Origin of the sequence: Brevibacterium sp. (assembly GCF_022712115.1) — a bacterium.
Taxonomy (GTDB): Bacteria; Actinomycetota; Actinomycetes; order Actinomycetales; family Brevibacteriaceae; genus Brevibacterium; species Brevibacterium salitolerans.
Window position 1 is genome coordinate 15,746 of record NZ_JALAHB010000043.1, and the last position, 17,148, is coordinate 32,893.

Annotated in this window: 20 protein-coding genes; 9 read left to right on the plus strand and 11 right to left on the minus strand. The window is 68.8% G+C overall.

Annotated features, from left to right (window positions below; translation table 11 throughout):
• The first annotated feature begins 23 nt into the window (after positions 1-23).
• A complete protein-coding gene (gene ppk2 / locus Q0A33_RS02465; protein ID WP_291792576.1) occupies positions 24-899 on the plus strand; it encodes a polyphosphate kinase 2 in 876 nt (291 codons plus the stop codon).
• Positions 900-995: 96 nt separating this feature from the next.
• Here the strand turns inward: ppk2 and Q0A33_RS02470 are convergent, their stop codons facing one another.
• The 4 genes from Q0A33_RS02470 to Q0A33_RS02485 all read right to left on the minus strand — a co-directional run bounded on the left by Q0A33_RS02470 (position 996) and on the right by Q0A33_RS02485 (position 4,710).
• Positions 996-2,114, minus strand: a complete 1,119-nt coding sequence (locus Q0A33_RS02470; protein WP_291792579.1) for an acyl-CoA desaturase — start codon at positions 2,112-2,114, stop codon at positions 996-998.
• A gap of 325 nt (positions 2,115-2,439) precedes the next feature.
• Entirely contained in the window at positions 2,440-2,643 is a 204-nt protein-coding gene (locus Q0A33_RS02475; protein WP_029088933.1) for a cold-shock protein, read from the minus strand.
• A 529-nt stretch (positions 2,644-3,172) separates the two neighbouring features.
• Positions 3,173-4,477 carry a putative sulfate exporter family transporter gene (locus Q0A33_RS02480; RefSeq protein WP_291792586.1) on the minus strand — a complete coding sequence of 435 codons (1,305 nt, stop codon included), beginning with the start codon at positions 4,475-4,477 and terminating at the stop codon, positions 3,173-3,175.
• Positions 4,474-4,710 carry a hypothetical protein gene (locus Q0A33_RS02485; RefSeq protein ID WP_291792589.1) on the minus strand — a complete coding sequence of 79 codons (237 nt, stop codon included), beginning with the start codon at positions 4,708-4,710 and terminating at the stop codon, positions 4,474-4,476. The genes Q0A33_RS02480 and Q0A33_RS02485 overlap by 4 nt, the downstream gene beginning before the upstream one ends.
• A 344-nt stretch (positions 4,711-5,054) precedes the next feature.
• Here Q0A33_RS02485 and Q0A33_RS02490 point away from each other — a divergent pair, with 344 nt between their 5' ends.
• On the plus strand, positions 5,055-5,567 hold the full coding sequence (locus tag Q0A33_RS02490; RefSeq protein ID WP_291792591.1) for a hypothetical protein: 513 nt from the start codon (positions 5,055-5,057) through the stop codon (positions 5,565-5,567).
• Between the two features lie 90 nt (positions 5,568-5,657).
• Here Q0A33_RS02490 and Q0A33_RS02495 read toward each other — a convergent pair whose 3' ends face one another.
• Positions 5,658-6,380, minus strand: coding sequence for an NUDIX domain-containing protein (locus Q0A33_RS02495; protein ID WP_291792594.1), 723 nt, complete (start codon positions 6,378-6,380; stop codon positions 5,658-5,660).
• A 58-nt stretch (positions 6,381-6,438) separates the two neighbouring features.
• Between Q0A33_RS02495 and Q0A33_RS02500 the strand changes: the two genes are divergently transcribed.
• Genes Q0A33_RS02500 through Q0A33_RS02510 form a run of 3 tightly spaced genes read left to right on the plus strand, consistent with a single transcriptional unit; the run spans position 6,439 to position 7,953 of the window.
• Entirely contained in the window at positions 6,439-6,954 is a 516-nt protein-coding gene (locus Q0A33_RS02500; protein ID WP_291792597.1) for a YchJ family metal-binding protein, read from the plus strand.
• A 30-nt stretch (positions 6,955-6,984) separates the two neighbouring features.
• Positions 6,985-7,431, plus strand: coding sequence for a VOC family protein (locus Q0A33_RS02505; protein WP_291792600.1), 447 nt, complete (start codon positions 6,985-6,987; stop codon positions 7,429-7,431).
• Positions 7,432-7,437: 6 nt separating this feature from the next.
• On the plus strand, positions 7,438-7,953 hold the full coding sequence (locus Q0A33_RS02510; protein ID WP_291792603.1) for an OsmC family protein: 516 nt from the start codon (positions 7,438-7,440) through the stop codon (positions 7,951-7,953).
• 85 nt (positions 7,954-8,038) lie between these two features.
• Here the strand turns inward: Q0A33_RS02510 and Q0A33_RS02515 are convergent, their stop codons facing one another.
• The 3 genes from Q0A33_RS02515 to Q0A33_RS02525 form a co-directional block, all read right to left on the minus strand.
• A complete protein-coding gene (locus Q0A33_RS02515; protein ID WP_291792606.1) occupies positions 8,039-8,635 on the minus strand; it encodes an HhH-GPD-type base excision DNA repair protein in 597 nt (198 codons plus the stop codon).
• An 80-nt stretch (positions 8,636-8,715) separates the two neighbouring features.
• Positions 8,716-9,006: a type II toxin-antitoxin system RelE/ParE family toxin gene (locus Q0A33_RS02520; RefSeq protein WP_291792609.1), complete on the minus strand. Its 291-nt coding sequence runs from the start codon at positions 9,004-9,006 to the stop codon at positions 8,716-8,718.
• Positions 9,003-9,236 (minus strand): type II toxin-antitoxin system ParD family antitoxin, encoded by a 234-nt coding sequence (locus Q0A33_RS02525; protein ID WP_291792611.1) that lies wholly within the window; start codon positions 9,234-9,236, stop codon positions 9,003-9,005. The genes Q0A33_RS02520 and Q0A33_RS02525 overlap by 4 nt, the downstream gene beginning before the upstream one ends.
• 266 nt (positions 9,237-9,502) lie before the next feature.
• Between Q0A33_RS02525 and Q0A33_RS02530 the strand changes: the two genes are divergently transcribed.
• Positions 9,503-10,609, plus strand: a complete 1,107-nt coding sequence (locus Q0A33_RS02530) for a beta-propeller fold lactonase family protein (RefSeq protein WP_291792613.1) — start codon at positions 9,503-9,505, stop codon at positions 10,607-10,609.
• Positions 10,610-10,683: 74 nt separating this feature from the next.
• Here the strand turns inward: Q0A33_RS02530 and Q0A33_RS02535 are convergent, their stop codons facing one another.
• Positions 10,684-12,093, minus strand: a complete 1,410-nt coding sequence (locus Q0A33_RS02535) for a sugar porter family MFS transporter (RefSeq protein WP_291792616.1) — start codon at positions 12,091-12,093, stop codon at positions 10,684-10,686.
• A gap of 129 nt (positions 12,094-12,222) precedes the next feature.
• Here Q0A33_RS02535 and Q0A33_RS02540 point away from each other — a divergent pair, with 129 nt between their 5' ends.
• Positions 12,223-13,254 carry an LLM class flavin-dependent oxidoreductase gene (locus Q0A33_RS02540; protein ID WP_291792619.1) on the plus strand — a complete coding sequence of 344 codons (1,032 nt, stop codon included), beginning with the start codon at positions 12,223-12,225 and terminating at the stop codon, positions 13,252-13,254.
• An 18-nt stretch (positions 13,255-13,272) separates the two neighbouring features.
• A complete protein-coding gene (locus Q0A33_RS02545) occupies positions 13,273-14,115 on the plus strand; it encodes a metallophosphoesterase (protein WP_291792622.1) in 843 nt (280 codons plus the stop codon).
• An 11-nt stretch (positions 14,116-14,126) separates the two neighbouring features.
• Here the strand turns inward: Q0A33_RS02545 and Q0A33_RS02550 are convergent, their stop codons facing one another.
• Together Q0A33_RS02550 and Q0A33_RS02555 are read right to left on the minus strand one after the other, a co-directional pair.
• Complete coding sequence (locus Q0A33_RS02550) at positions 14,127-14,561, minus strand: hypothetical protein (RefSeq protein WP_291792624.1); 435 nt, start codon at positions 14,559-14,561, stop codon at positions 14,127-14,129.
• A gap of 100 nt (positions 14,562-14,661) precedes the next feature.
• Positions 14,662-14,838 carry a hypothetical protein gene (locus Q0A33_RS02555; RefSeq protein WP_291792626.1) on the minus strand — a complete coding sequence of 59 codons (177 nt, stop codon included), beginning with the start codon at positions 14,836-14,838 and terminating at the stop codon, positions 14,662-14,664.
• Positions 14,839-14,883: 45 nt separating this feature from the next.
• Between Q0A33_RS02555 and Q0A33_RS02560 the strand changes: the two genes are divergently transcribed.
• The gene (locus Q0A33_RS02560) at positions 14,884-16,989 is read left to right on the plus strand and encodes a 5'-nucleotidase C-terminal domain-containing protein (RefSeq protein ID WP_291792629.1); all 2,106 of its coding nucleotides are present in this window, start codon (positions 14,884-14,886) and stop codon (positions 16,987-16,989) included.
• The last annotated feature ends 159 nt before the right edge of the window (positions 16,990-17,148 follow it).

Here is a 17,148-nt window from a genome sequence, read left to right on the forward strand (position 1 = left end):
ACAGGTACATGAAAGGCTCGCACATGGCAGAAACGCATACCTCGTCCGCAGCCGCGGCCGGCGCCGCGGAGATCGCCGAGCTTCCCGCCTGGCGCCAGGACTATCCGTACGCGCGCAAGCTCAAGCGCGTGGAGTACGAGGCGCAGAAGCGCGAGCTGCAGATCGAACTCCTCAAGCTCCAGCGCTGGGTGAGCACCTCCGGGGCGAAGATCGCGATCGTGTTCGAGGGCCGGGACGCGGCGGGCAAGGGCGGCTCCATCAAGCGCTTCACGGAACACCTCAACCCGCGCGGTGCCCGCACCGTGGCCCTGGGCGTGCCCACCGAACGTGAGAAGTCCCAGTGGTACTTCCAGCGGTATGCGGAGCATCTGCCCGCCGGCGGCGAGATCGTGTTCTTCGACCGCTCCTGGTACAACCGCGCCGGAGTGGAGAAGGTCATGGGGTACTGCACGGACGAGCAGTACACGGAGTTCATGCGCGCGGCACCCGAGTTCGAACGGATGCTGGTGAACTCCGGCACCCGGCTCATCAAGTTCTGGTTCTCCGTGAGCCGTGCGGAGCAGCGGGAGCGCTTCCGCTCCCGTTCCGAGGATCCGCTCAAGCAGTGGAAGCTCTCGCCCACGGACCTCGCCTCGCTGGACAAGTGGCACGAGTACACGGAGGCCAAGGAGGCCATGTTCTACTACACGGACACGGAGACGGCTCCGTGGACCGTGGTGAAGTCGAACGACAAGAAGCGCGCCCGGCTGGAGGCCATGCGCTACGTCCTCAGCCTCTTCGACTATCCGGACAAGGATCCGGCGGTCGTCGGCACCGTCGACCCTCTCATCGTGGGTCGTGCCGCAGACATCCACGAGACGGACGAGCACCCGGGGGAGCGGAGCTTCCCCCAGCTCTGAGCGCCCGGCTCATCCGTGCCCGGCAGTGTGCAGGCAGCCCGCGCTCTCGCGTGAGAGGCCCGCATGGAGGTCGGGCCGGACGACAGCACCTGCTGTCTACGCCCTGCGGTACTGCGCGGTGATCGGGCAGTCGAAGGGATCCCGCGCGGCGAGCCCCACGCGGTTGAGGTAGCCGACGACGATCGCATAGGAGCGCAGCAGGGAGGTCTCCGTGTAGGGCACGTCGTGCGTGCGGCAGAACTCGCGCACGAGCACCCGTGCGCGGGCCAGGTGCGGGCGCGCCATGCTGGGGAAGAGATGGTGCTCGATCTGGTAGTTGAGGCCGCCCATCAGCCATGTGGCCCACCAGCCGCCCCGGATGTTGCGCGAGGTGCGCACCTGCTTGGAGAAGAAGTCCAGCTTGGCGTCCCGCGCGATGACCGGCATGCCCTTGTGGTTCGGTGCGAACGAGGCGCCCATGTACACACCGAACACCGCCAGCTGCACGCCCATGAACGCGCACGCCATGCCCAGGGGCAGGAAGGCGAAGACGGGCACCAGCAGCAGCGGGAAGCGCACGGCGAACAGGGCGAGTTCGATCCAGCGGCCCTTCACCTGCTTCTCCGTGACGAGGTGCTTGAGGCTGAGGAAGTGGAGATTGATCCCCTCGAGCGTGAGCAGGGGGAAGAAGAGCCAGCCCTGCTTCCGGGTGAGGAGGCGGCGCAGGCCGCGGGCCTCAGCGGCGTCCTCCTCGAGGAAGGAGATGGTGTCGACCTCGATGTCCGGGTCCTTGCGCACCCGGTTGGGATTGGCGTGGTGCCGGCTGTGCTTGGAGTCCCACCAGGAGTAGCTCATGCCCACGATGCCGCCCAGCACACGTGCGAGCGAGTCGTTGGCCGGGCCTGAGGCGAGGATCTGCCGGTGGGCGGCCTCGTGGGCGAGGAACGCCACCTGGGTGAACAGGATGCCGAGCGCCGCGGCGATGAGGAGCTGGAACCAGGAGTCGCCCAGGAGGACGAAGCCGGTGACGGCACCGCCGAGGCCCAGCGCGATCCCCGCACCGGTGAGCGCGTAGAACCAGGGGGCACGGTCGAGGAGGCCGGCCTCACGCGCGGTCCTCGACAGCTGGGAGTAGACCTTGGTGAGGGAGGGGAAGTCCTCACGGCGTGCATATGTGCGCCGGAGAGGGCCCTGTACGGGCCGGGGGAGGAGGGAGGCATGGGGCGAGTGCGTCATGGCTGCGCCTGTCTGCTGTGGGGCCTGCGCGGCGACGGGAAGGGTCGCGGCGGCCGTCGTCGGAGCAATGGGCGTCTGCCGATCGCTGGACTCACGGCGGGCCCGCGGTCCTCGGCGACGGCGGCGGGCCGTGCGCCGGGTGCGCGGGGTCTGGCGTGAGGGATGAGGCGACGAAGGGCCGGCAGCGGTGGAGTCACCGATGCCGGCCCTTCGCCTCCCACGAGGGGAGGGGCGCGTCTGACGAGAGTCGTCTGCCCCTGGGATCCGTCCTGCTCAGCCGTTGCGAGGAACGGCGGGAGTCTGCGGGTCCGGATCGATCAGAAGATCAGAGGCCGCGGATGTTCGCAGCCTGCGGGCCGCGGTCGCCCTGCTCGATGTCGAATTCGACCTTCTGGTTCTCCTCGAGGTTGCGGAAACCGGAACCCTGGATGGCGGAGAAGTGGGCGAAAACGTCGCTCGAGCCGTCATCGGGAGCGATGAAGCCGAAGCCCTTGTCGGAGTTGAACCATTTGACGGTGCCTGTGGCCATGACGTCATTCCTTCTTTGTCTGGGACCACGGGAGTGATCCATGAAACCGCGACGACGGCGCCGTCGCGGAGCTTGTGGTTGCACCAGAGGTGCGCGGAAGGGCCGCAACGGGACCCGGGATGTGCAGGGAGAAGTCTTCGAGTGCGGACCGAGCCGCAGAGAGGGACACGTGCGCGCTGATTCGCTGGCCCTTGGGGCCGTAGGCGGTGAAGTCGAGGCCGTTCTCGACGACGTGGCCGGCGAACTCGCCGGTGAGGGTGGCCGCGTGAACATCGTCAGCGGCGCGTTGCCAGGAAATCAGGGGACGTGCGGGTGAAACTGGAGATGCAGAAGAGATGAGAAACCGATTCGTTCAGGTCGCTGAACGGTTCCGGGAGGATCCGTCCGCGAGTGTATTCGCTAATCGCGTCACATGAAGTTCCGGTCCTGTGTGAGCACCGGTCGTCCGCGAACGCCTGAAAACAGCCTACAGCATGAGAGCCGGATCCGCATGGGGCCCGCGAATGGGAATTCCCTGGCCGGAGGCATGTCACACCTGCACCCCGGCGAACAGGAGGGACGCCAGGGCCAGGCCCACGAGGAGGTTGAAGACCGTCGCCGTGCCGAACACGGCCACGGGACGCCAGCCCGCCTCGCGCACGGCGGAGACGCGGAACTCCAGGCCGATGGAGACGAAGGCCAGGGTCAGGGCCCAGGTCTGCAGTTCCTTCGCGGCCTCCAGCCTGGGCTCCAGCGCTTCCGGCGGGAGCATCTGCCCCAGCAGTGTCGCGACGGCGGAGGCGGCGAGGAAGCCGAGGACGAACTTGGGGAAGCGCTCCCACACCATCGCCGCGCGCCGGCGGAGGGAGGGCCGGGTCTCCGCCGAGGCGCCGGTCACCGGGGAGCCCTCGCCCGGGCGCGCGGATTCCTCCGTGCCGCCGGACGTCTCCGTGGTCCCCGGCACGTCCTCGTCGCCCGGCGCGTGCGCACGCCCGGTTCCGCGGGACGCGAAGGCGAGGGTGAGGACCACGGCCACGACGCCCAGGAGGGCGTTCTGCGTGACCTTGACGATGGAGGCGATCTGGAGGGCCTCCTCGCCGGCCACCGCTCCGGCGGCGGTCACGGCCGCGGTCGTGTCGATGTTCCCGCCGATCCAGGCGCCGGTGACCGCATCGGAGAGACCCATGAGCCCCGCCAGCCAGGGCAGGAGGAAGATCGAGGGGACGGCGAACACCACCACGAGTGTGGCCGTGAAGGCGAGCTGCTCCTTCTTCGCCTGCACCGCGCCCGCCGCCGCCACGGCGGCGGAGACTCCGCAGACGGCGAGAGAGGTCGCCAGCAGCGCCCGCAGCCGGTCGTCGATGCCCAGGAGCCCCGCCATCCACCAGGTGAAGAGGAACACGGCGGTGACCAGCAGGCACGCCTGTGCGAGCGAAGGACCGAAGGCGCGCGCGATCACCGCGAAGTCGATGGAGGCGCCCAGCAGCACCAGACCGACCTTGATGAACAGCTCTGTGCGGAAGGCCGGTTCGAGGCGTGAACGCAGGCCGGTGGCCGTCACCAGCGCGTTCGCGGCGAATCCCAGGACGATCGCGTAGACGGGGTACTCGACGGACTTCGCGACGTCGCCCCAGCCGGTCGCGGCAGCGGCCTCGGGCACCCAGTCGGTGAGGAACCGCACCGCCCATGCCAGTGCGAGGACGAAGGCGAGTCCTGTGAGCGTCCACAGCACCGAGGCTCCGGTGAGGCGAGAGCGTCCGGGGGCCTCGGCCTCGGGTGCGGTGGCCTGCGCGACGGTCGGTGCGGTGGTCCGCGGGCGCGACTTCCCCGCGGCAGAGGGCTGAGGTCCGGTCATGGGAGCATCTCCGGGGTGAGGAGGCCCGCCATGCAGGCGGCGAACAGCAGGAGGCCCGCGACCGTGGCCAGCCAGTCCTCGCTGAGGGAGAACTTCCTGTGGTCGTCCGGGGAGGCGGGAGCCGTCCTGTGCGCAGGCGGGGCCGAGGCCTGTGCCTCGTGATGCTGCGCGTCGTGGTGCTGAGCCTCGTGGGCCGGCGGATCCGGTGTGCGGCTCGTGCCGTCGGGGTGCATGCGGATGCTCCTCTGCGGGGGCGCGGCGGAAATGGTGCGGGCGGGTCGTCATTCAGCGTAGCGGCGGAGCTTCAGCGGTCCGGGGGAATCGTGTCGCAGCTGGACATGGAGGTGGGAGAGTTCGCCGGGCGGTTGCCGGTTCGTCATCTCGGCGCCCGCCGTCTCGGCACAGGTCGGTGGGCATGACAGCGAGCCGTGGCCGGTTCCGTTCTCGGCTGAGTGCGGCGAGGATGGGAGCGGGGAACGGATGTGTGCGGGTCCCCACCTCACAGGAGAGAGCGGGCACACAGAAGGGGGCTCGCGCACGAGAGGTTGGTGCACGGTGGAAGGACGGGACGGCGCAGATGGCTGAGCAGGAGCAGGGGCCGCCGGGCGGACGGCGTCCGGTTCGGCGCCCTCGTGCCGGGAGCTTCCGCGCCGACGGGCATTCGCACCCGCCGCTGGAGGTGCTGCGCGCCAAGGCCTGCCGGGAGCGTGTGGAGGGGTGGCTGCGTGAGTTGGAGAACGGCCGCGAGGTCGTCATCCACACGCGCGTGCGTGATTCGGCCGCCGCGGGGCTGCTGGTCTGGGCGGTCTGTGCGCTGCTCGTCTGGCTGCTGCTGGGCAGTGCGATGTCACCGCTGAGGTTCTGGGAGGCGCAGGAGGGCACAGCGGCGGCGAGCTGCGCGGAGGCCGCGGCGATCGTGGTGATCGGGCTGCTGACGGCGGTCTTCGTCCTCGTGCTGGCCTGGGGCGGTGTTCTCCTGGTGGTGTGGGTGCCGTGGACGCGTCCCGAGCTGGTGGTGACGCAGGAGGCGCTCAGCTCCGTGGGCGCGCGGTGGCGCATGCACGGAGCTGGGGCATGCGCGTCCTGCTGATCCGGAGGCGAGAGTGAGAGGCCAGGTCGCCGCGTTCCCCGCAGTGCCCAAAGCGGACGTCCTCACTCTGCTCCTGGAAGCGCACCGGCGCTATGGCGGCGGGGAGCATACGGAGACGGGCTGATGAGGAGCGGGCCCGAGGCCTCGGCGGGGTTCGCCGGGCATCTGCGGCACTGGTGCCCGGTGCCGGGATCCGGCGTTCGCTTCAGGGCTGGCTGCCCCGGGGACCGCCGGCCGGAGTCCTCCGCCTCGGTCAGAACTCCTCGAGGCGGAGCGGCTGCGGAGGAGGTCCCTCTGCACGGAGCCGGGTGAGCAGTCCGGGGAGCGTGCGCGGAGCGAAGACCGCGTTCTGTGCCGCGATCTCGGCGGGGAGAGCCAGCGGACCTCCTGCACTCCTTCGTCCCGCAGCTGGGCGGGGGTGAGCGCGGGTGTGGGGTCGAAGCGCTCGGTGCGGAAGAGGTACACGTGGTCGGTCTGGCCGGTCCATCCGCTGAATGCGCGGTGGGCCGTGCGGGTCCAGAGCAGAGGTCCCAGCTCTGCCACCGGCATGCCCGTCTCCTCGTGCATCTCCCGCCGCAGCGCCTCCAGGTGCGTCTCACCGGCCTCGATCCCGCCGCCGGGAGTGGCCCAGAGCCCATTGGCGGAGGGCTGGCGGCTCCAGCGGAAGCGGACGAGGAGGATGTGGTCGTCCGGGTCCAGGATGACGGCCCGCACGGCCTGGCGCAATCGCTGCGCCGTGGGATTCCGGCCCGCGTCTTTTGAGCCTCCGACCTTCTGCACCGGAGGCTCCGTCTCTGCGCGCGTGCGATCCATCTGCGTCTGTTCTCCTCGGTAAGGCGGGCCGGCGTGCGGCGACCACTAGTCTGGACCCGTGACGGACTCTACTGCGCGCACCCCGGACAAGCTGGCCTCGGCCCAGCCTGCTCAGGACCAGACAGCTCAGGACCAGACAGCCTCGGCACCGGTGCCCCCGGCCTCGGCGTCCCAGGCCTCGGCCCCGTGCCCCTGCGGCGGCTACCCGAAGGGAGCGACCTACTCACAGTGCTGTGAGCCCGCGCTCACCCTGACGACGTGGCCTCCCACGGCGCAGCAGCTCATGCGCTCCCGCTACACCGCCCATGTCAAGGGCGACGAGGACCACCTGTTCCGCACCTGGCATCCGAAGACCCGGCCGGCTCGCATCGACGTGGGCGACGGCGCGGAGTGGATCGGCCTGCGCGTGGAGGCCGTCAGCGCCGGCGGTGTCCAGGACGAGGAGGGAGTCGTCGAGTACCGCGCCGCCTATCGCGAACCGGACGGCAGCAGCGGTGAGCTCCACGAGGTGGCGCGGTTCGTGCGCAGGGCCCGGCGCTGGATGTACCTGGGTCCGGCCGAGGTCCTAGGCTGAGAGGGTTCCAGGCTGAAGAAGGAGACCGTCATGGCACTCACCCCGTTCCTCATGTTCGAGGGCCGCGCGCAGGAAGCGCTGGACCTCTACACCTCCGTCATCCCGCGCTCGTCCGTGCAGTCCGTGGTCCACTTCCCGGCGGAGGACGCGGCGCAGGCGGAAGCCGCGGCGACGGAGGCCAACCCGGCCGTCAGCACAGAGGCGCCGCTCATCATGATGGCGGTGGCGGACCTGGACGGCCTCCGCGTGCGGATCAACGACTCGCCCATTCACCACCAGTTCACCTTCACGCCGGCGTCCTCGCTGTACTTCGAGACCCAGGACCCGGCCGAGTACGAGGCCGTCCTCGCCGGTCTCTCCGACGGGGGCATGTTCCTCATGGAGGACCGCGACGACTACGGCTTCGCGCAGCGCTACGCGTGGCTGAACGACCGGCTGGGCGTGAGCTGGCAGCTGGCGCTCGCCTCGGCGGTCTGAGTCGCGATGAGCGAGGACGGGCACGTGGCGAGTTCCCGCGCGAACGAGCCCGAGGATGAGCGAGTGGCGGAACACCTGCAGGTGTCCGTCGCCCGCACAGGGTTCGAGCGGTATCGGGTGACGACGGCCTCGGGCGCGCAGCTGGAGTTCGGCAGGGGAGAGGGACTCGTGCAGCCCGCGGAGATGCTCATGGCCGCGCTCGCCGGCTGCATGGCTGTCTGCGTGGACAAGCCGCTCACCCGCGGCGGCGAGCCGGAGCGGTTCGCGTTCACCGTCGACGCGGACAAGCTCAAGGATTCCGCCGGTCCCGTGCGTCTGGACGGGCTGGACGTCACCTTCGACCTGGCACTGACGGAATGGACGCGGCGGCAGGATCCGGAGGTCTTCGTGGAGCGGCTGATGGATGCCGCGCATGAGCGGATCTGCGCCGTCTCCCGGACCCTGGAGCACGGAGCGGCAGTGGCCGCCTCTGCTCAGGTCGAGATCACGGGCGCGACGGTCGAGGAGCCGGGCGGCTCCTGAGCCTCACCTGCTGCCGATGTCTCAATTTGCATCGAGATTTCGAGGCGAAGGCGATGCAGAGTGAGACACCGGCGAGAGTAGGCACCTACTTCTTCGCCTTGGCCGCTTTCGCCGCGGCCTTGCGGGCCTGCTTGTTGGCGCGGACCTGCTGGAGCGTGGCGTCGTCGCGCACATCGGCGATGGAGAGGTAGGCATCGTCCGGGCCGTATTCTCCGGCCGCTTCGCGCCAGCCCTCGGCCTCCAGTCCGAACTGCTTGCCCAGCAGCGCGAGGAAGATCTTCGCCTTCTGGTCGCCGAACCCCGGCAGCTTCTTCAGCCGGCGCAGGATCAGGGCTCCCGAGGGCGCGGAACCGTCCGTGTCCGGGGCGGTCCAGACGGCCTCGGCGTCACCGCCGTACTCGTCCACGAGCGTCTGCGCGAGCTTCTGCACCCGGGCGGCCATGGAGCCGGGGAAGCGGTGGACGGCGGGGGACTGGCGGAAGGCCTCGAGGAAGGCGTCCGGGTCCATGGCTGCGATGCTCGCCGGGGTGACATCACCCAGGCGCTGCACCAGCTTGTAGGGGCCGGCGAATGCGGATTCCATGCTCACCTGCTGATCGAGGAGCATGCCCACCATGAGGGCGAAGCGGTCGTGGGCGAGGAGGGCGTCTGCCTCGGCATCGGTGGAGAGGTAGAGGGTCATGCGGTTCAGTATGGCACTGAAGCTCAGGCGCAGCGCCAGAGACCTGGGCGCGGAATGCTGGTGCTCACCCGTGGGTCTTCCTACAGATGCCTGCTCGGGTCCATCCGCTGGTGCAGGATGCGGATGATATCGATGTAGTTCCCGTTCTCCACGTAGAAGAGAAGATGGCTGCCGATGCTGTAGCGCCGGTAGCCACGGCGGATCTCGTCGCACGCGCGCCCTCGGTCGGGCTGGGCGGCAATGCGCTCGATCGCAGACCTGATGTCCGTGACGTATGTCTCTGCCTGGTGGGCGTCCCAGCGCTCCTGCGTGAAGTCCCAGATGGAGGAGATGTCCCGCTTGGCTGCTGGCGTGAGTCGATACTCCTTCACGACTTCTTCGCTTCGATGAACGCATCGAAGTCGAAGGGCTCAGGCGCTCCACTCTCCTCACCCGCGGCGAGTGCTGAGCGCAGCGCCGACATCTGGGTTTCCTGATCCTCGAGAAGCCGCAGCCCCGCGCGGACGACCTCACTCGCTGAGCTGTATCGCCCGGTCGCGACCTCGCGGGCGAGGAAGTCGGAGAAGTGTGAGTCCAGGCTGATCGATGTGTTCGGGCTCATGCTCATAGCTTACCAATAATTGGTAACTTGACGGAGCCTGTCTGTCTGCGTCGGTCGCCCGGGGAGGGCGGACCGTCCGGCCGCTGGGCACACGGGCCTGAGCCTAGCTCCGAGCGCCCCGGTCCGCCGTCTGCACAGATGGTCACGTTCTCTCCCTCGTTGGGAGGCCGCTCTCTCTATAGCGTGGGGTCACTGCACCAGGACGAAGGGGCGCCATGATGCTCGATGCATGTGCGCATCCGATTCTCGAAAGGAACAGTGCACGCATGACCTCTCCGGCGAACCGCAGAGCCACCGACCGTCTGTACGTCAACGCGCAGAGCCCCGGCATGGCCGTGGTGGATCTCTACGACGATGGCAGCGCACAGCTCTTTCCCGGCTCTCCCTTCAGGACGGGATCCGGCTGCGTCGACCTGCGGGTGACTCCGAACGGGAAATACCTTCTGGCCCCTGCGGACTGGGGGCTGCCGATGGGCGGCGGCATGCGGCAGACGTTCAAGCCCGAGATCGGTGTGTACCGCGTGGAGGACGACGGTTCCGTGACCGAGGCCAGCACGTACCGATTCGACCGGCTCACCACGCCGCTCGGCACCGACACCGCGGCCAACGGCCGGGACGTGTACGTGGGAATGGGCCGCGGCCTGGCCGGTATGCTCTGGGGCTCGATCCAGCACTTCCGCCTCAGCGAGGACGGAGTGCTCTCGCTTGCAGGCCCCCGCCGCAGACGCGGCAAGTTCTCGCACGGCCTCGTGCAGCCGAAGATCTCGCCCGACGGCACGAAGATCTTCGTCATCAGCGCCTTCTCGAACACCATCTTCACCTACGCACTCGAAGCCGATGGCGGCATCGGCGGACAGATCCACGAGTTGCAGGTCTCCGGCCGGACGCCCGTGAACCCCGTGTACTCGCCGGACAAGCGGTTCCTGTTCACGGCGAATGAGGGCAGCAGCTCGATCGGTGTGCTGGAGATCGGACCCAACGGGTTGCTCACCGAGATCCCCACGTCTCCCTTACCCGCCGGCCGCGCGGTGCACAATCCCACATTCAGCCGGGACGGCAGATACGTCTGGGTGGGCAACCCGATCGACGAGACGATCAGTGGGTACTCCCTGCGTGAGAACGGTGAGCTCATCGCGCTGCCGGGCTCGCCGTATCCCAGCCCAGGCGCTGCGATGGACTTCGCGCAGTCCTCGGACGGCGCCTGGCTGTTCGTCACGGGGTCGCCCGTGAAGGCGCGGAAGTGGCCGGTGAAGCTGGTGAGTTTCAGGATCCGCGAGGATGGTTCGCTGGAGCGGTTACAGCACCCCGCTGTGCCACTGGGCCTGACGTTCCAGGACGGCCCTACGTCGATCTCCTTCCCCATCGCCGAGTAGCGGTCGCGGCCGAGGGCCGATGGAGGACGGGGCTGCGGCCCAGCTCAGCGCGCGAGCGCGGACGCCCCACGCCCTCACTCCATGTCCTCGAGCTCCCTGCCTGCCGTCTCCCTGACGAACTTGAGGACGAAGAGGAGCGAGGCCAGCGCGGCCACCGTGTAGAAGCCGTAGGCGAACCACAGACCCACGTCCGCCATGCTGGGGAACGAGGTGGAGATGACGAAGTTCGCCAGCCACTGCGCCGCCGCCGCGATGCCGAGGGCGAACGCGCGGATCTGGTTGTTGAAGATCTCGCCCAGCAGGACCCAGACCCCCGGCCCCCAGCTCATGCCGAAGAAGACGACGAAGGCGTTGGCCGCGATGAGGGCGGCGGTGTCCCAGCCGGGGAGCAGCTCCACTGCCTCCGCGGCCGGATTGATGCCCAGCGAGAACGCCAGCGTCATGACCCCCAGTGCCACCGTCATCCCCGTGGAGCCGATCATGAGGAGCAGGCGCCGGCCGATCCGGTCGATGAGTGCGATGGCCAGCAGCGTGACCACGATGTTCGTCACGGAGGTGATGACGGAGATGGTGAGCGCATCGGATTCGTCGAACCCCACGGACTTCCACAGCGTCGTGGAGTAGTAGAAGATCACGTTGATGCCCACGAACTGCTGGAAGACGCTCAGGACGATGCCGATCCACACGATGGGCAGGAGATTGGTGCGCTTGGGGTTGAGGACGTCCGACAGCCGCGGCTTGCGCTGGGTGTCCACCGTCTTCCTGATCTCCTGGATGCGCAGGGCCACGCCCTCGATGAAGATCTCCGAGAGCACTCTGTTCGCCTCGTCCTCACGTCCCTGCTGCACCAGATAGCGGGGTGACTCCGGGATGGTGAGCGCGAGGATGCCGTAGATGACGGCGGGGACCACCTCGGCCATGAACATCCATCGCCAGGTGGGCAGGCCCAGCCACAGCTGTTCGGCGGCCCCTCCCGCGGCAGCGGCGAGAGCGGCGTCGCTGAGGAGCGCGGCGAAGATGCCGGTGACGATCGCGAGCTGCTGCAGGGAGCCCAGCCGGCCGCGGACGGAGGCCGGTGAGATCTCCGCGATGTAGGCCGGGGCGATGACGGAGGCCGCACCCACGCCCAGTCCGCCGACCACGCGCCAGATGATCATGTCGGCAGGGCCGAAGGCCAGACCGGAGCCCAGCGCGGAGACGGCGAAGAGGACCGAGGCCATGAGCATGACCTTCACGCGGCCCATCTTCGCGGAGATGCCGCCGGCCATCGCGGCGCCCGCCATGCAGCCCAGCAGGGCCGAGGACACCATGAAGCCCGTCAGCAGCGAGGAGGTGTCCCAGGCGCCCTGCATCGCATCCACGGCACCGTTGATGACGGAGGTGTCGAAGCCGAAGAGGAAGCCGCCCAGGGCTGCGACGACGGCGAGCTGGACGACACGGCCGAACACGTACGATTCTGCACTTCCCTGTGCCTTGGCGTTCATAGGGAAATGTCTAGCAGGTCAGCGGCCGTCCGCGGCGGTTCCGGCGCGGATTTCTCCGGGCGCCCGTCTGCGGGACGGGGACGGCCGCCGCCGCGGAATACGCCGTGTGGCGCCCGGGTTGAGCCGGACGTGAGCACCCGCAAGAGCATCGGCTTCCTGTCCTTCGGACACTGGAACCCGCACCCCACCTCGTACACGCAGACCGCCGCCGACGCCCTGCTGCAGAGCATCGACCTCGCAGTCGCGGCGGAGGAACTCGGCGCCGACGGCGCCTATTTCCGCGTCCATCACTTCGCCCGGCAGCTCGGCTCGCCCTTCCCGCTGCTGGCTGCCGTGGGCGCGAGGACGAGCCGGATCGAGGTCGGCACCGGGGTCATCGACATGCGCTACTCCGAACCACACGGGTTCGCGGAGGACGCGGGCGCGGCGGACCTCATCTCCGGAGGCCGCCTGCAGCTGGGGATCTCACGGGGGTCACCGGAGCAGGTGGTCGACGGCTGGCGGCACTTCGGCTTCCGGCCCGCGGCGGGGGAGACGGATGCGGACATGGCCCGGCGGCACACGGAGACGGCCCTCGAACTGCTCTCCGGCAGGCAGTTCGCGCAGCCCCATCCGCGGCCGATGTTCCCCAATCCGCCCGGACTCCTGCGCCTCGAGCCGTACTCGGAAGGTCTGCGCCGGCGGATCTGGTGGGGCGCCGGCTCCGATGCCACCGCACGCTGGGCCGCACGGACGGGCATGAATCTCATGTCCTCCACGCTCAAGGACGACGAGTCCGGTGAGCCCTTCCACATCCAGCAGCGGAAGCAGATCGAGGCGTTCCGCGAGGAGTGGGCGCGGCACGACCACGGGTTCGAACCGCGGGTCTCCGTGTCCCGGTCGATCTTCGCGCTCACGAACGACCTGGACCGCCGGTACTTCCTGGGCAGCGGTGAGCGCAGCGATCAGTTCGGAATGCTCGATGCGCACACCCGGGCGGTGTTCGGGAGGTCCTACGCGGACGAACCCGAGGCGCTGGTGGAGCAGCTGCGCGAGGACGAGGCGATCGCCGCGGCGGACACGCTCCTCCTCACGGTTCCCAACATGCTCGGAGTGGGCTACAACGCCCACGTCCTCGAGGCGATCCTCACGGAGGTGGCCCCGGCACTGGGCTGGAAGTGAGAGGGCACTGGGCTGGAAGTGAGAGCTGGAGACACTCCATGCGGAAGCGAAGGACCACAGCACATCACAGATGACACCGAGGACCGCACTGCGGTCGAACGCATCTACGCCGTCTCCGACATCCACGGCCGCCTGGAGCCGCTCCGCGCTGCCATCGACCTCGTGGACCTCGACGGCGATCCTGCGGCGCAGCTGATCCTGCTCGGCGACTACATCGACCGCGGGCCCGCCAGCCGGGAGGTGCTCGAGACGGTCAGGACGCTGCAGCGGCGCTTCCCGGATCGCGTGATCGCGCTGCTCGGCAACCACGACGACTGGATGCTGGACTGGCTCGACGGCGACGACGAAGATCTCACCTGGCTCATGGCCGACACGGACCTCGTCACCGTCAAGAGCTTCCTCGACCCGAGGGAGCTCGCACAGGCCCTCGGGCACGACGACCCCGGCAGCGACGCCTCCACGCTCGACGGGCCGGCGATGAATCGCGGCTTCAAGGACGCTGTTCGCACCAAGCACGCTGGGCTGATCGAATGGCTGCGAAGTCTGCCGCGCGTCCATGAGACGCCCACCCAGATCTTCGTGCACGCCGGCGTCGACGAAGAGGCAGGGAAGCTGTGGCGCGCGGCGACGCCGGACTACGTGCTGACGGAGAAGTTCCCGGCCACGACCGGCCCATTCCTCAAGACGGTCGTCGCAGGGCACGTGCGCACCCACCTGCTCCATCCGGACGGCTCCCACGGGGTCTTCCATGACGGCGAGTCGCATTGGTACATCGACGGCGCGGTCGAGTCCACCGGGCGGATCAACGTCCTGCGATATGACGTGAAGACCGGTGGTTACGAGGGCACGACGGTCGGCTGATCGGGCGGGCCTCAGCCGAGGCCGAAGTGGGCTATCAGATCGTCAGTGTCAACAGTGGCTCTGTCGGCAGGCGGTATGACCTCATGGGCCCGGACGTAGATCTGGTCATCGATCTGCGTCCGCACTCCGATGTCGACCGAGGCATTGCGCACGTTCGGCTGGTCCAGATACGTGCGGATCACCGCCTCGAGGATCGTCGTCAGAACGTCAGCCGCCTGCTGTCGGTCCGCTGCGTCCACGATGAGGGTGCCGCCCATGAAGGTGCCGGGCGAAAACCCGTCCTGGAAGAAGACCTTCCCTTTGACGTACGCGGGGGTTCCTTCCACCGCGGTCTGCAGTGCCGCAGTCACCGCGTCGATGTCACTGCGCGGTGCGCAGCCTGCGGCGAGAAGCAGCAGCCCGCTCACGCCGCCTGAGATCGCCGACCGGCGGCTGATTCCGCTCATGGCCGGTGATGCTAGCAGGGGGAGGTTGCCTGGCCGGGACTGGTGATCGGCGTCGAGCTGATGCTGACAGCGGCCTTCGGACAGCTGCCGGCCATGGCGATCACCAGGTCCAGCACCGTGCGACCTCTCCCACCGCTTCGGCTGCAGGTTCGAGCGCGAGTCCCAGCGGGCGGGCGATGTCCTGGGCGTGCACCACCACCTCTCCGAGGAAGGCCGCATAGTCCTTGGTGACTGGGAGGGTCCGCCGCAGTTCACCTCCCGTCCGCACCGGGTCCATCGGGAGGATTCCGCCGTGTCTGTGCGTTGGCTTACAGTGACCTGTATGTCACATCTGCGAATGCCCGCCGCGCTGGCGGCCGCCGTCCTCGTGGGACTGCCCGCCACCTCGGCCGCGGCCATGCCCGCCCCGGAGGCGGCTGCACCCCTCTCCCTCTCCGTCCTCGCCACCACGGACGTGCACGGACACGTCCTCAACTGGGACTACTTCACCAACGGGCCCTACCCGGCAGGTGAGGAACTGGGCCTGGCGCGGGCCAGGACCGTCATCGACGAGGTCCGCAGCGAGAAGGGCGAGGACTCCGTCCTCCTCTTCGACAACGGCGACTCCATCCAGGGAAGCCCGCTGACCTCCTACTACTCCGCAACACAGCCGGTGACGGAGACGGGGGAGCAGCACCCCATGGCCGTGGCCAACTCCGTCATGGACTACGACGCGCAGGTGGTGGGCAACCACGAGTACAACTACGGGCTGGACATGCTCGATCTGTACGCCTCGCAGGTGGACTTCCCGGTGCTGGCCGCCAACGCGGTGGACGTCGCCTCCGGCGAGCCACACAACCCTCCCACCACCATGATCGAGCGCGAGATCGACGGGGAGACGGTGCAGGTGGGCGTCGTGGGACTGACCACGCCGGGCTCGCGGGTCTGGGACAAGAAGCACCTGGACGGGAAGATCGAGTTCGCCGACATCGTGGAGACGGCCAAGACGTACGCCCCGCAGCTCAAGGAGCAGGGCGCGGACGTGGTCATCGCCCTCTCGCACAGCGGCAAGGACCCGCAGTCCCAGACCTGGGACCCGGACCAGCTCCAGGAGAACCTCTCCCGCACCCTCGCGGAGCAGGTGCCGGAGATCGACGTGGTGGTCGCCGGCCACTCGCACCTGGACGAGCCGGAGGAGGTCGTCACACAGACGGACGGCACCCGGGCCCTCATCACCCAGCCCTACTACTGGGGGCGTTCGCTTAACGAGGTGGAGCTCAGCCTGGTGCCGGAGGAGTCCGGCGAGGGCTTCGAGGTGGACTGGGAGGACACGGCGCCCAGCGTCACCCCGCACTACCTCCAGGGTGACGTGGAGGAGAGCCCGGAGATGGTCTCCGCGATCTCCTCCCATCACCAGGCCACCGTGGACTACGTCAATCAGAAGGTGGGCACGGCCACGGAGACCATGAGCGGTGCCACCTCCCGCTACGAGGACACCGCCATCCTGGACTTCGTGGGGATGGTGATGACGGAGACCGCCGAGGCCGGGCTCGTGGGCACGGAGTACGAGGACCTGCCCGTGCTCGCGCAGACTTCCCCCTTCAGCCGCGACGCCGTCTTCAACGCCGGCGATGTGAGCGTCGCGGACGTGGGCGGCCTCTACATCTATGACAACACCCTCGCCGGTGTGAAGCTGGACGGTGCGCAGCTCAAGGCATACCTCGAACGTGCGGCGAGCTTCTACGAGCAGGTCGAGGAGGGCGCGGACTTCGATCCGGCCGAGGTGTCCAACGCCTACGACGAGGGGGACGGTCGCGACCGCCCCGACTACACCTATGACGCTCTCACCGGCGTGGACTACGACATCAACATCTCCCGGCCCGTGGGCGAGCGGATCGAGAACATCCGCATGGCCGATGGCTCCGAGGTGGGGGAGGACGACGAGTTCGTCCTCGCCATCAACAACTATCGTCAGTCCGGCGGCAGCGGCTACCCGGTCGCAGACCTCGAAGAGGTCTACAACGAGCAGGTGGAGATCCGCGAGGCGCTCATCGACTGGACGGTGGAGAACCAGGTCATCGATCCGTCCGGCTTCTTCCGGGAGAACTGGGTGCTGACCTCGGAGACGCTGGATCGCGGCGACGGCGGTCCCTCCGAGGAGCCGACCGAGGAGCCCACCGGGCAGCCGACGGACGGCCCCGGCGAGGAACCGAGCGACGACCCCGGCGACCGGCCCAGCGGCGAGCCGACCGGCGATCCCGGAGACGGCCCGAGCGAGGAGCCGAACGGTCAGCCCGGTGGGGACGACAGCGACGGTTCCGGTGACGAGGAGGCAGGTCCGCGCCTCCCGCGCACCGGCACGGAGATCGCAGGTCTGGCCGGCCTCGGCGTCCTCCTGGCCGGGCTGGGTGCCGGGGCAGTGGTGCTCGCTCGCCGCCGCAGGGTCTGATCCGGACTGTGCAGGGCGGCGCCTGCGCTGCTCACGGCCTCCACGGCATCGGGGTTCCCCACCCGGATGTGCGGTGACAGCGGTAGGGCCCCGACGGGGGAGCGGGGCCGCCGCGAGGGTGGGGGAGATGGCCCAGGTCGTCGGCGGGACAGGAGGAGA